This window comes from Streptomyces sp. NRRL B-24484 (genome assembly GCF_000717715.1).
Classification (GTDB): domain Bacteria; phylum Actinomycetota; class Actinomycetes; order Streptomycetales; family Streptomycetaceae; genus Kitasatospora.
Genome location: NZ_JOAI01000053.1, coordinates 1 through 12,797, shown reverse-complemented (window position 1 = coordinate 12,797; position 12,797 = coordinate 1). Strand labels below are relative to the sequence as shown.

Sequence of the window (12,797 nt, the reverse complement as noted above, 5' to 3'; positions counted from 1 at the left end):
CCCGGATTCGCGCCAGAATCCGGGCCCTGTGCCGTGCCCGGACACCTGTGCCGGCCCGGTCCCGCACCAGGGCCGCCCCGAGGGGCCCGGCCGGCACCGCCTGCCGGACGTCGTGTCAGCGCTTGACGGCGCAGAGCAGGCCGTCGCTGACCGGCATCAGCGCGGGCAGCAGCCGGTCGCTCTCCCGGACGTCCCGGACGAGCTCGCGCACCGCGTGGGTCTGCGGGTCGTCGAGGTCCGGTTCGGCCAGCCGGCCCTCCTGGAAGACCCCTTCGAAGCAGACGATCCCGCCCGGCCGCAGCAGCCGCAACGATTCTGCGAGGTAGGCGCGGGACTCGGCCGGGTCGCCGTCGCAGAACACCAGGTCGTACTGGCCGTCCGCGAGCCGCGGCAGCACGTCCAGCGCCCGGCCCGGGATGAACCGCGCCCGGTTGGGGGCGAAGCCGGCCGCGAGGTACGCCTCCCGGGCGCACTGCTGGCGCACCGGCTCGGTGTCGACGGTCGTCAGTACGCCGTCCGGCCGCATCCCGCGCAGCAGGTAGACCCCCGAGACGCCGGTGCCGGTGCCGATCTCGGCGACCGACTTGGCGTCCAGCGCGGCCGCCAGCAACCGCAGGAATGCGCCGCCGCTCGGCCCGATCGCGCGTATTCCGGCCCGCGCCGACTGGGCCCGGGCGTAGGTCAGCACCGCGTCCTCGCCGACGTAGGTGTCGGCGAGAGCCGCCCGCTCGGGCCCGAACTCGGTGATGGCTGCCTCTCCGGAGCGCCTGATGCCGACCCGATGTCGACATTTTCAGCCACAGATTACTGGCCGACCGGGAACCGCGTTCGGCGGCGGGCCGTTGATGGGAACAGGACTTGGCGATCGGGGTGCGCACGACGCCGTCCGCGCCGGCCCGGCGGGCCGGTGGCGGAGGGGGTCGTGCACTTTATCCGGATCTGACGGGCGAGGTGGATATGGTGGTGGCCCTGCTGGGCAGAAGAGCCGACCGAGGAGGTGTGGCCGAGGGCGACGTCCCTGTGCAGCGCGATCCACGCCGCACCTCGTCGGCCCGTACGCCGAAGCCCGTGATGAACCAGCCCGCGCACTCCCCCCAGGACGCGACCACCGAGGCGGCCGGGGCCGCGGCCGAGCCGGCCGCGCTCGCGACCTTCGCCGAGGGCCCCGACGCGCAGAGCTGGACCCCGCCGACCTGGGAGGAGATCGTCGAGGCGCACAGCGCCCGCGTCTACCGCCTGGCCTACCGGCTGACGGGTAATCAGCACGACGCCGAGGACCTCACGCAGGAGGTCTTCGTCCGGGTCTTCCGCTCGCTCTCCACCTACACCCCCGGCACCTTCGAGGGCTGGCTGCACCGCATCACCACCAACCTGTTCCTGGACATGGTGCGCCGCCGCCAGCGGATCCGCTTCGACGCCCTCGCCGAGGACGCCGCCGAGCGCCTGCCCAGCCGCGAGCCCAGCCCGGCCCAGCACTTCAGCGACACCCACTTCGACGCCGACGTCCAGCAGGCGCTCGACACCCTCGCCCCCGAGTTCCGCGCCGCCGTCGTGCTGTGCGACATCGAGGGCCTCTCCTACGAGGAGATCGCGGCCACCCTCGGGGTCAAGCTCGGGACGGTCCGCAGCCGGATCCACCGCGGGCGCTCGCACCTGCGCGCCGCCCTGAAGCACCGTGCGCCGGGCGTGGCCCCGGGCCGGCTGCGCCGCGGCGGTTCCGCGGAGCCTGTCCCGGTCGGCGCCGATCCCGGCTCCGCCGGCGGTCTGGACCGGAGGGGCTCGTGAACGCCGGAGCCCACCAGGGCGGGCCCGAGCCGACCGGCCGGTCCCGGCGCGGCCCCTCCTGGCCCCAGCTCGGCCGCCGCGGCGACGCCGCGCAGGCCCCCGCCGCCGCCCCGGTGGAGCACCCCGCCGCCGAGCCCGCCGCACCGCGGGCCGTGGCCGTCCGCCCCGCCGAGCCCGCGGAGGAGCACCATCTCGGGGACCGCCTCTCCGCCTACCTCGACGGCGAACTCGGCCACGACTCCCGCGAGCGCGTCCAGGCCCACCTGGCGACCTGCCCCGACTGCCTCGCCGAGGCCGACGAGGGCCGCGCGGTCAAGCACCTGCTGACCCGTACCGACACCCCGGGCCCCTCCTCGACGCTGATGGCGCGGCTGATGGCCGTCGCCGCCCTGCCCGAGGACGAGGACGGCTCCGGTCCGGGCGGCGGCCTGCCCGCCGTCCCCGGCACCCTCGGCGGCAGCCGGCTCACCGGCGGCTCCTTCGGCCGCGGCGCCGGCGCCTCGTTCGGCTCCGGTGCGCTCGGCGCCGAGACACCGATCCCCGGGGTCGACCCGCGGGCCGGCCGCCCGGTGCTGCCGACGCCCGGCAACCGGCTCTCCCTGGTGCCCTCCGCCGCTCGTCCGGCGGCCGCGCTGCGCAGCCTCACCGAGCCGCGCGGACGCCGCGCCGAGCAGCCCTCCCGCGGACGCACGGGCCTGCTGCCCGAGCCCGCCGCGGCCGCGGCCCGGCCCGGCCCGACGCCGTTCGGCCGCCGCTTCGTGTTCGCCGCGGCCGGTGCCTTCTCGGTGGCCGCGGTCACCCTGGCGGGTGTCGGCGGCCCCTCGGCCGTCGGCGGCGAGGAGCAGCACGGCACGCGGGTGAGCCCGGTGAGCAACCCGGGCGGCGCCGCCGTCCCGGTCAACGCGCAGCTGCCGGCCGACTTCCCCGTCCCGGCCCTGGCCTCGGTGCCGCCCGGTGCGCTGCCGCAGCCCGGCCCGGCCGACGCCGGTGCGAACCGCCTCGGCCCGCACAACCTGCTCCGTTAGCGCACCCGCGCGCCGGGCCGCCGGGGCACGGGCTCTGGGCCGTCGGGACGCAGGCACCGGCCCGCCGGGTGGTCTGGACCGCAATCCGCAGGTGGCGGGGTCACAGACGGGCCGGTGGCCATTACCCTGGTGGCGACGGCTGCCGCCGAGCTCGTCGGGTTGTCCATCAGGAGCTGGGAGCGTACGTGTTCAGTGACATAGGCCCACTGGAGGTCGTCGCGCTGGCCGTGATGGCCATCGTGATCTTCGGGCCCGACAAGCTGCCGAAGCTCATCCAGGACACCATGGGCTTCATCCGCAAGGTGCGCTCCTTCGCGGACAGCGCGAAGGACGACATCCGCAGCGAGCTGGGCCCGGACTTCCAGGACTTCGAGTTCACCGACCTGCACCCGAAGACCTTCGTCCGCAAGCAGCTGATGGGCGGCAACGAGGACCCGCTGGGCTTCAAGGAGCTCAAGGACGGCCTCGACTTCAAGTCCGCCCTCAACCACGAGCCGCCGCGGCGGGTCGCGGCCGCCCCCGACCTCACCAAGAGCGCGCCCACCGGGACGGGCGCGCCGCTCGCCGCCGGTGAGCGCCCGCCGTTCGACCTGGACGCGACCTGACGCGACCCGGTGCGGCCGCGCGCCGCTGCACGCTCCCCACGCCCCGCCCGGCCGCTCCGCCGGGCGGGGCGTCGGCGTCCGCGCCGCTATGGTGTTCAGGTTGACCGCACGCCGGATCCACTGTGCCGTCGGTCACGCCACGACGTGTCGGCGGCCCGACCGCACCATGGCGGCGCGCCCGGTGCGCCACCATGGAACGCCGCCGCAGAAGACAGGTGCATGGAGGAGGCCGGCGATGGACGTGACGAGCCGAGTGGGCGACACGGTCGCCCCGGGCGGGCGGACGACGCCCGCGGTGGGCGCCCAGGCCGGCACCGCCGACCCGCTGGCGCCCTACCTGGAGGCCGACTTCCCCTGGTACGGGCTCGACGAGGGCTGGACGGGCCGCCGCTGGCCGTTCCCGGTCGGGGCGGGCCGCGCCGGCCAGGGCGCCGGCACCGACTACGGCTCGCTCGGCCACGGCGACGAGCCCGCCCGGCCGTACGAGTCCCGTGAGGCCGGCCGCTTCGCCGTGGTGGTGACCGTCGCCCGCCGTCCCGGCCGCCGCAGCGCCGACAACACCGGCACGCTGGAGGCCACCTCCGCCTCCTCGGCGGCCTGGCTGGCCGGCTCCGGCCTGATCGCGACCGTGCCGCCGGGCCAGCTCGACCGCTCGCTGCGGCAGGACTGGCTCGACCAGCAGACCGCCCTCGCCTGGGACCTCGCGGACGACCTGGAGGGCCCCGGCTGGTCCGCCCTCACCCTGCCGGTGAACGGCCTGCCGCAGCCCTTCCGCTACCGCGAGTCCGAGTACGGCTGGGTGCTGGCCGGCGAGGCCCCGGGCGTCCTGCTCGGCGCCTACGGCCGCGGCATCAGCGCCTACGGGGTCGGCTTCGGCGTCGTCCCCGACCTCACCGCCTACAACGGCCGCTGACCGGCGGCCGGCCGGGTACGGCAGAGGGGCGCGGGGCCCGCACGACGGGAGGGCACGGTGCGTGCCCCTCCGCAGTGCGCAGGCCCTGCGCCCCTCGTGCCGTTCGCTAGAACTTGTTCTTCGGGGTGAGCCCCAGGGACATGCCGGACAGACCGCGCTGGCGGCCGCCGAGCTTGCCCGCGACGGCCCGCAGGGCGGCGCCGGCCGGGGACTCGGGGTTCGAGAGGACGACCGGCCGGCCGTCGTCGCCGCCCTCGCGCAGGCGGACGTCGATCGGGATCGAGCCGAGCACCGGCACGGTGGCGCCGACGCTCCGGGTGAGGGCGTCCGCGACGGTCTGGCCGCCGCCGGTGCCGAAGACGTCGATCATCTCGTCGCAGTGCGGGCAGGGCATGCCCGACATGTTCTCGATGACGCCGACGATCTTCTGGTGGGTCTGCAGCGCGATGGTGCCGGCCCGCTCGGCGACCTCGGCGGCCGCCATCTGCGGGGTGGTGACGATCAGGATCTCGGCGTTGGGCACCAGCTGGGCCACCGAGATCGCGATGTCGCCGGTGCCGGGCGGCAGGTCCAGCAGCAGGACGTCGAGGTCGCCCCAGTACACGTCGGCCAGGAACTGCTGCAGCGCGCGGTGCAGCATCGGGCCGCGCCACACCACCGGGGCGTTGCCCGGGGTGAACATGCCGATCGAGATGACCTTCACGCCGTTCGCCGACGGCGGCATGATCATGTCCTGGACCTGGGTGGGCCGGCCCTCGACACCGAGCATGCGGGGCACGCTGTGGCCGTAGATGTCGGCGTCGACCACGGCGACCTTCAGGCCGTCCGCGGCCATCGCCGCCGCCAGGTTGACCGTGACCGAGGACTTGCCGACGCCGCCCTTGCCGGACGCGACGGCGTAGACGCGGGTGAGCGTGCCCGGCTTGGCGAACGGGATCTCGCGCTCCGGCGCACCGCCGCGCAGCAGCTGCGAGAGCTCCTTGCGCTGCTCGTCGCTCATCACGTCGAGCTCGACCTCGACACCGGTGACACCGGGCACCTTCGCGACCGCGTCGGTCACCCGGTTGGTGATCGTCTCGCGCATCGGACAGCCCGAGACGGTGAGGTACACGCCGACCTTCACGGCGCCGCCCTCGGCGATCTCGACGGATTTCACCATGCCGATCTCGGTGATCGGGCGGTTGATCTCCGGGTCGTTGACGGTCGCCAGCGCCCTGCGGACGGACTCCTCCGTCACGCCTGCGGCAATCTCGGTCTCGTTGGCCATGCCTTGATGGTACGGCGCCGCGGGCGGCCCCCGACTCGCCGGTAGCGTGCTGCCCGTCACACGAGGTCACGGGCGCTGCGGGTGCCCGGCGCACCCCGCCTCACACCAGGTCGCGGCTCTCCCGCCGGTCGTCCAGCTCCTTGAGCAGCGCCATCAGCTCGGAGCGCACGAAGTCGCGGGTGGCGACCTCGCCGAGGCCCTGCCGCAGCGCGGCGACCTCCCGGGTCAGGTACTCGGTGTCGGCGATGTTGCGGTCGCTCCGGGCGCGGTCCTGCTCCATGTTGACGCGGTCCCGGTCGTCCTGGCGGTTCTGCGCGAGCAGGATCAGCGGCGCCGCGTACGAGGCCTGCAGCGACAGCATCAGGGTGAGGAAGATGAAGGGGTACTCGTCGAAGCGGACGGTCGTCGGCAGCAGGGTGTTCCAGACCACCCAGGCGACGATGACGACCGACATCCAGACGATGAAGCGGCCGGTGCCGAGGAAGCGCGCGATCCGCTCGGAGAGCTTGCCGAAGGCCTCCGGGTCGTAGGTCGGCATCGGGATGAGGGCGCGGCGGACGGTGCGCGGCTGGTCGAGCCGGCTGCGTCCGGTGCTGCCCTCGGGCCGCTGCGGGCGGCCGCCCTCGCGGGTCCGCAGCTCGCGCAGCTGCCGCAGCTCCCGCAGCTCGCCCTGGATGCGCTGGCGCGGGCTGTCGTCGCGGCGTCCCTTGCGGTCCTCGCGCTTGCGGTCATCCATGGACGGTCTCGCTCTCGGCCGCGTGCAGGGACGCCTCGCGCCAGTCGTCCGGCAGCAGGTGGTCCAGGACGTCGTCGACGGTGACGGCGCCCACCAGGTGGTCGGCCTCGTCCACGACCGGTGCGGCGACCAGGTTGTAGGCGGCCAGGTAGCTGGTGACCAGCGGCAGCGGGGTGTCCGGCGGCAGCGGGTCGAGGTCGTCGTCGACCAGCGAGCCGACCAGGGTGAACGGGGGCTCGCGCAGCAGCCGCTGGAAGTGCACGGTGCCCAGGTACTTGCCGGTCGGGGTCTCGTTCGGCGGCCGGCAGACGTAGACCTGTGCGGCGAGGGCTGGCTTGTTCTCGGCGATCCGCACCCGGGCGAGCGCCTCCGCGACGGTCGCGTCCGGCTCCAGCACGATCGGCTCGGTCGTCATCAGACCGCCGGCGGTGTCCTCCTCGTAGGAGAGCAGACGGCGGACGGAGGCCGCGTCCTCCGGCTCCATCAGCCGCAGCAGCCGCTCGGCGTCCTCCGCGGGGAGGTCGGAGAGCAGGTCGGCGGCGTCGTCCGGGTCCATCGCCTCCAGGACGTCCGCGGCCCGCTCCTCCTTGAGCTTGCCGATGATCTCGACCTGGTCGTCCTCGGGCAGCTCCTCCAGGACGTCGGCGAGCCGGTCGTCGTCGAGGGCGGCGGCGACCTCGGCGCGGCGCTTCGCCGACAGGTGGTGCATCACGTTGGCGAGGTCGGCGGGGCGGAGCTGCTCGAAGGTGGCGAGCAGGTTGGCGGCGCCCTGGCCCTCCTCGGTGAGGGAGAAGCCGGTGAGCTCGGACCAGTCGAGGGTCAGCGACTCGCCGCGCGCCTTGCGCAGCCGGCCGACCCGGCCGACCTGGACGAAGACCTTGCGGATCTCCCACTCGCGCAGCCGGGCCTGCACCATGGCCACGTCGAGGACGGTGACCTCCTCGCCGGTCTTCGTCCGGACGACGGTGCGGTCCAGCAGTTCGGCGAGGACGAGGGTCTCCGAGGGGCGCTGCTCGAAGCGCCGCAGGTTGATGACGCCGGTGGCGAGCACCTGGCCGGACTCCAGGCTGGTCACCCGGGTCATCGGCAGGAAGATCCGGCGGCGGCCGATCACCTCGACCACCAGGCCGAGCACCCGGGGCGGGCGCCCGCCGATCCGCAGCGAGACGACCACGTCGCGGACGCGGCCCACCTGGTCGCCGTTGGGGTCGAAGACCGGGAGCCCGGAGAGGTGCGAGATGAAGACCCGGCTGCCTGCGCCTGCCATCGGCTCCCTCTCTCCGGACGGGGCCCGCGGGGTGCGGGCCGGTGCACTGGTGACGGTGCGGCCGCGGTACGGCCCGCGGCCCGTCGCGCCGTCGCCCGCACGGCTGCGTCCGCACGGCTGCGTCCGCACGGCTGCGTCCGCACGGCTGCGCCCGGCGCGTCCTCCGGCGCCAAAGATACCTGCGGGAGTGGGCCGGAGCCCGCGGTGGCCCGCCGCGGCCCGGCGCGTCAGCCCCTGCGGCGTCCCAGCAGCAGCTTGGGCAGGCCGGCCGGGATCGGGCGGCGGGTGGTGGCGCCGGTCGGCATCGGCACGGCCGCGTGCGAGCCGTCCGGCATGGCGCCGGGGCGCTCGGTGAGCGCGCCCACGGGCTCCAGCCGGAGCACCCGGCACTCGCGGGCCCAGCGGTCGCCGATGGTGTCGGTGTCGGGGGCGTTGAGGCGCTTGGACTTCAGCTCCTCGACGGCGCCCTGCCAGGCCTCGCTCCGCGGGGCGAGCTCGGTGACGGCGGCCAGCCAGCCGGTGAGCCGTCCCCCCTTGTCCTTGCTGCGGACGGTCACCTCGGCCCGGGCGCCCGCGGCCAGCCCGTGCAGCGGCTGCTCGCCGCCGTCGCCGACGACCACCACGGCGCCGTCGTGCCAGGCGTGCCAGAGCGCCCGGCCGCCCGGTGCACCCTCCGGGCGGACCCAGAGCAGTCCGGACTTCTTCGCCGCCTCCTCCAGCAGGGCGCGGTCCAGGAAGTCCTCGGCAGGGGTCGTCGTACGCTCCATGGCCCACAGCGTACGGCCTGGCGGGCCGGCCGTCCGCGGGCGCTCGGCCTTCGTCCCACCACCCGGGACGACAGCGCCATGAGGGCGTTTGAGGCCTTACGGTAGGACGGTCGCACCCGACCCGCCCCAAGGAGAGCCGTGCCCGCCCGGCCCGCCGCCACCGCCGCCGCCCCCGCGGACCTCCGTCCCGCCGTCCCCGCACCGGGCCGGCCGACGCTGCCGCGGGTCGACCTGATGCTGCTCGCCGTCTCCATCGCCGGCATCTCGCTCTCCGCCCCGCTGATCAGCGCCACCGCCGCGCCGCCACTGGCCATCGCCTTCTGGCGCAACTTCATGTCGGTCGGCGTGCTCGGCCCGTACGCGCTGCTGCGGCACCGCGCCGAACTGCGCGGCATCGGATGCCGGGCGCTGCTGCTGGCGGTCGCCGCGGGGGTGCTGCTGGCCGTGCACTTCGCGCTGTGGATGCCCAGCCTGCGGATGACCTCGGTGGCCTCGGCGACCGCGCTGGTCACCACCACCCCGCTGTGGACGATCCTGCTGCTGCGGCTGATGGGCGAGAGGGCACCGCGCCTGGTGCGGATCGGTGTGGCGGTCGCCTTCGCCGGGGTGCTGGTGCTCACCGGGGTCGACCTGTCGCTCTCCCCGCGGGCGCTACTGGGCGACGCGCTCGCCCTGGGCGCGGGAGCGGCGGCCGCGGGCTACGTGCTGCTCGGCGCCGAAGTCCGGCGGACCGTCAGCACCACCGCCTACACGCTGGTCTGCTACACCACCACCGCCGCGGTGCTGTTCGGCGTCTGCCTGGTGGCGGACTCCCCGCTGTCGGGCTGGCCGGCCGGGGTGTGGTGGCAGATTGTGCTGCTGATGGTGGCCGCCCAGCTGCTCGGCCACTCGCTGAGCAACCGGGTGGTCCGCACCCTGGGCCCCTCGGTCACCTCGACGGCGATCCTGCTGGAGACCCCGGGTGCGGCCCTGATCGCGGCCGTGTGGCTCGGCCAGTGGCCGCCGGCGGCCGCGTACCCGGCGGTCGGCCTGATCCTGCTCGGACTGGTGCTGGTCGCCCGGGGCGGCCGGAACGAACGCTGACGGGTCGCCGCGCCGCCCGACCGGGCGTCAGAGCCACCCGTTGCGCCGGAACCCGCGGTACATGGCGATGCAGATCACCACGACGCTGCCCAGCACCATCGGGTAGCCGTACTTGTGGTGCAGCTCCGGCATGTAGTCGAAGTTCATGCCGTAGATGCCGGTGATCATGGTCGGCACCGCGAAGATCGCCGCCCAGGCGGTGATCTTGCGCATGTCCTCGTTCTGCGCCACCGACACCTGCGCCAGGTTGGCCTGGAGCAGCGAGTTCAGCAGCTCGTCGAAGCCGTGCACCTGCTCGGTGACCCGGGCCAGGTGGTCGGCGACGTCCCGGAAGTACTTCTGGATGTCCGGGTCGATCAGCCGCTGGATCGGCTCGGAGAGCAGCTGCATCGGGCGCAGCAGCGGCGTCACCGCCCGCTTGAACTCCAGCACCTCGCGCTTGAGCTGGTAGACCCGGCCGACGTCGGCGCCGCGGCCGGCCTTGCCCGCGAAGACGTCGAACTCCACCTCGTCCACGTCGGTCTGCAGGCGCTCGGCGACCAGCAGGTAGTTGTCGACCACGTGGTCGGCGATCGCGTGCAGCACCGCGGACGGGCCCTTGGCGAGCAGGCCGGCGCCGTCGGCGTCGCCCTCCAGCCGGCGCCGCAGCTCGCGCAGCGCGCCGTGCCCGCCGTGCCGGACGGTGATGACGAAGTCCTGGCCGACGAAGACCATGAGCTCGCCCGTCTCCACGACCTCGCTGGTCGGGGTGAGCTGGTCGTGCTCGACGTAGCGGATCGTCTTGAAGACGGCGAACAGCACGTCGTCGTACCGCTCGACCTTGGGCCGCTGGTGCGCGTGCACCGCGTCCTCGACGGCCAGCGGGTGCAGGCCGAAGCGCTGGGCGATGCCCTCGAACTCGGCCTCGGTGGGCTCGTGCAGACCGATCCAGCTGAACGAGCCGGCGTCCTGCTGGCGGCACAGCTTGACCCGGGCCACGGCCTCGCGGGGGCTGCAGCTCTCGCCGACCCGCTTGCCGTCCTGGTAGACGGCGCAGTCGACCACGGCCGAAGGGGCGTGGCCCGGACGGAGGGTGTCGAAGGAGGTGTCGCGGCGGCGGTGCGGACGGACGGCCGCACGGATGTTGTTGATCATCGACATGGCAGGCTCCTGAAGGCAGGAACCGCCGCACGGCAGGCGGTGACGGCCGTGGTGCGACGGCGAGGAACACCGATGGACGCCCAGGTCGAACGGGGCTCACCAAGAAATCGCCAAGGAATCGGCAAGACTTCGGTTTGGGCGCCCCGGCGCCCGGGAAGGTGCTCTCCCGGCCGGGTGTGACGCCGCCTCAACTACCCCGTCAGGGGCGGGTGCGGCGGAGAAGGTCAGGCCGGGCAGAGCTGCCGGTACTGCATGGTCGGCTGGTATCCACCACAACCACCTCCTTCATGCCGCGGCCCCAAGGGTCAGCATCCCCGGTAGCCAGCCCCCCACACTAACAGTTGCCGGCGTGCCGCTGCCGGGGTGTGCGCGAAGCGACAACTCCCCGGGCGCTAAGGTCGCGTGCATGGCCCACGACTTCCCGCTGTTCGGCGACTTCTCCGACCCCTCCGGCGGCTCCGCGGAACTCTCCCGCACGGCCGTGCTGGCGGCCGTCGAGGCGCGCCTGCTCACCACCTTCGGGGAGAGCACCGGCCGGGCCTCGGTCACCTTCCTCGGCACCGAGCGGATCGAGGTGCTGCGCTTCGGCCCGGACACCGAGGGACTCGTCCGCTACGCCACCCTCGGGATGGCCGCGAGCCCGATGGCCGACCCCACCGCGGCGGTCGCCGACCCGGTGCGCGGCCCCCGCGCCGAATTGGTGCTCACCGTCCGCGGAGGGCGCGACGACGTGCTCCGCGCGCTGGCCACCCTGGCCGCGACGCCGCAGGTCGAGGGCCTGGTGGTGGCCCCGGGCGGCTCGCTCGACCTGGGTTCCCCGCTGTGGGAGGGCGCACCCTTCACCTCCGTGCTGGTCGCCGAGCCGGGCGGTCTGGTCGAGGACGTCGAACTCGCCGAACCGGCCGAGCCGGTGCGCTTCCTGCCGCTGCTGCCGATGACCCCGAACGAGGCCGGGCACAAGCGCGTGCACGGCGCCGCCGAGCTCCAGGAGCGGTGGCTGCGGCACGGCACCGACCTGCGCGACCCGAACCGCAGGGCCGTCCCGCTCGACTGACCGGGGCCCGGACGACGGGCGGTCGGGCGTGCGGCCCGACGGGGTGAGGACGCCGTTCCCGACCGGTCGCACCGCCGGCGCCGACCGCTCCGGACCGGGACCGGGATGTGACGAGAAGCACACCGCCGTGGCCTGCGGGCGGCCCCTGCCGGCGCCGCGTCAGCCCTCGATCGGGGCCGCCCCGGTCGCCTGGCCGACGAGCCGCTCGTACGCGGCCGGGTCGGTGGTGTACTCGCCGAGCCGGACGGTCTTGCGGTGGCCGTGGTAGTCCGAGGATCCGGTGGTGAACAGGCCCAGTTCGGCCGCCAGGCCGCGCAGGTGATCGCGGGTCGGCCCGTCGTGGTCGGTGTGGTCGACCTCCAGGCCGCCGAGCCCCGCCGCGGCCAGGTCGGCGATCACCGCGTCGGAGACCGTCCGGCCGCGCTTGACCGCGCCCGGGTGCGCGAACACCGGGACGCCGCCCGCCGCCCGCACCAGCCGGACGGCGACGACCGGGTCGGTCTCGTGCTTGCGGACGTCCGCCCGGCCGCCGTTGGCCAGCCACTCGGCGGTGAACGCGTCGGAGACCGTCTCCACCACGCCCGCCTCGACCAGGGCGCTGGCGATGTGCGGACGGCCCACCGAGCCCGTCCCGGCGATCCGCTCCACCTGCTCCCAGCTGATCGGCGCACCCAGCTCGCGGCAGCGCTCGACGATCGCCCGGCCGCGCCGGAAGCGGTCGGTGCGGACGAGCTCCCGCTCCGCGGCGAAGGCGGGCTCGGCCGGGTCGAACAGGTAGGCGAGCAGATGCATGCTGATGCCGTCGACGTGGCACGAGAGTTCGGCGCCCGGCACCAGGGTCAGACCGGTGCCCCGGACGGCCTCCGCCGCCTCGGCGTGCCCGGCGACCGTGTCGTGGTCGGTGAGCGCGACCACGTCCAGGCCGGCCGCGACGGCCGCCGCGACCAGCTCGGCCGGGCTGTCGGTGCCGTCGGAGGCATTGCTGTGGGCGTGCAGGTCGATGCGCACGGGAGGGGCTCCAGAGGGCCGGTGGGGGCTGGTGCTGGCCCGGCCCAGCCTAGATGATTGATTCCAAGGGATAGCTGCGCAGATGGCGCGAGAGTGTCCAGGCTCAGTTTGTGACGACCGAGATGGACACCCTCGCGACTGCACTCT

At 74.6% G+C, this 12,797-nt stretch carries 13 protein-coding genes; 6 read left to right on the top strand and 7 right to left on the bottom strand.

Translation table 11 applies throughout. The features are described 5' to 3' along the window. Positions 1-115 precede the first annotated feature (115 nt). Entirely contained in the window at positions 116-772 is a 657-nt protein-coding gene (locus IE98_RS0135285; protein ID WP_078661557.1) for an O-methyltransferase, read from the bottom strand. Positions 773-1,071: 299 nt separating this feature from the next. On the opposite strand from IE98_RS0135285, the gene sigE reads away from it, so the two are divergent. From sigE to IE98_RS0135265, 4 genes are all read left to right on the top strand, one after another. Continuing rightward, a complete protein-coding gene (gene sigE, locus IE98_RS0135280) occupies positions 1,072-1,785 on the top strand; it encodes an RNA polymerase sigma factor SigE (protein ID WP_052391410.1) in 714 nt (237 codons plus the stop codon). Continuing rightward, positions 1,782-2,810, top strand: a complete 1,029-nt coding sequence (locus IE98_RS45390; protein WP_052391409.1) for a zf-HC2 domain-containing protein — start codon at positions 1,782-1,784, stop codon at positions 2,808-2,810. The genes sigE and IE98_RS45390 overlap by 4 nt, the downstream gene beginning before the upstream one ends. Before the next feature lie 185 nt (positions 2,811-2,995). Beyond that, positions 2,996-3,415, top strand: a complete 420-nt coding sequence (locus tag IE98_RS0135270; protein WP_030275891.1) for a sec-independent translocase — start codon at positions 2,996-2,998, stop codon at positions 3,413-3,415. A 235-nt stretch (positions 3,416-3,650) separates the two neighbouring features. Beyond that, the gene (locus IE98_RS0135265) at positions 3,651-4,328 is read left to right on the top strand and encodes a hypothetical protein (protein ID WP_030275889.1); all 678 of its coding nucleotides are present in this window, start codon (positions 3,651-3,653) and stop codon (positions 4,326-4,328) included. A gap of 106 nt (positions 4,329-4,434) precedes the next feature. Here IE98_RS0135265 and IE98_RS0135260 read toward each other — a convergent pair whose 3' ends face one another. The 4 genes from IE98_RS0135260 to IE98_RS0135245 form a co-directional block, all read right to left on the bottom strand. Continuing rightward, the gene (locus IE98_RS0135260) at positions 4,435-5,595 is read right to left on the bottom strand and encodes an Mrp/NBP35 family ATP-binding protein (protein WP_030275887.1); all 1,161 of its coding nucleotides are present in this window, start codon (positions 5,593-5,595) and stop codon (positions 4,435-4,437) included. 100 nt (positions 5,596-5,695) lie between these two features. Beyond that, positions 5,696-6,331, bottom strand: a complete 636-nt coding sequence (locus IE98_RS43595) for a DUF1003 domain-containing protein (RefSeq protein WP_030275885.1) — start codon at positions 6,329-6,331, stop codon at positions 5,696-5,698. Next, on the bottom strand, positions 6,324-7,598 hold the full coding sequence (locus IE98_RS0135250) for a magnesium transporter MgtE N-terminal domain-containing protein (protein WP_030275883.1): 1,275 nt from the start codon (positions 7,596-7,598) through the stop codon (positions 6,324-6,326). The genes IE98_RS43595 and IE98_RS0135250 overlap by 8 nt, the downstream gene beginning before the upstream one ends. Positions 7,599-7,825: 227 nt before the next feature. Beyond that, complete coding sequence (locus IE98_RS0135245; RefSeq protein ID WP_030275881.1) at positions 7,826-8,365, bottom strand: hypothetical protein; 540 nt, start codon at positions 8,363-8,365, stop codon at positions 7,826-7,828. Positions 8,366-8,503: 138 nt separating this feature from the next. On the opposite strand from IE98_RS0135245, the gene IE98_RS0135240 reads away from it, so the two are divergent. Next, entirely contained in the window at positions 8,504-9,448 is a 945-nt protein-coding gene (locus tag IE98_RS0135240; RefSeq protein ID WP_420706254.1) for a DMT family transporter, read from the top strand. 27 nt (positions 9,449-9,475) lie between these two features. On the opposite strand, the gene corA is transcribed toward IE98_RS0135240, so the two are convergent. Further along, positions 9,476-10,588, bottom strand: coding sequence for a magnesium/cobalt transporter CorA (gene corA / locus IE98_RS0135235; protein ID WP_030275877.1), 1,113 nt, complete (start codon positions 10,586-10,588; stop codon positions 9,476-9,478). Positions 10,589-10,994: 406 nt separating this feature from the next. On the opposite strand from corA, the gene IE98_RS0135230 reads away from it, so the two are divergent. After that, positions 10,995-11,642, top strand: coding sequence for a suppressor of fused domain protein (locus IE98_RS0135230; RefSeq protein WP_078661556.1), 648 nt, complete (start codon positions 10,995-10,997; stop codon positions 11,640-11,642). A 159-nt stretch (positions 11,643-11,801) separates the two neighbouring features. Here IE98_RS0135230 and IE98_RS0135225 read toward each other — a convergent pair whose 3' ends face one another. Beyond that, positions 11,802-12,650, bottom strand: coding sequence for a PHP domain-containing protein (locus tag IE98_RS0135225; RefSeq protein ID WP_030275873.1), 849 nt, complete (start codon positions 12,648-12,650; stop codon positions 11,802-11,804). Positions 12,651-12,797: the final 147 nt, after the last annotated feature.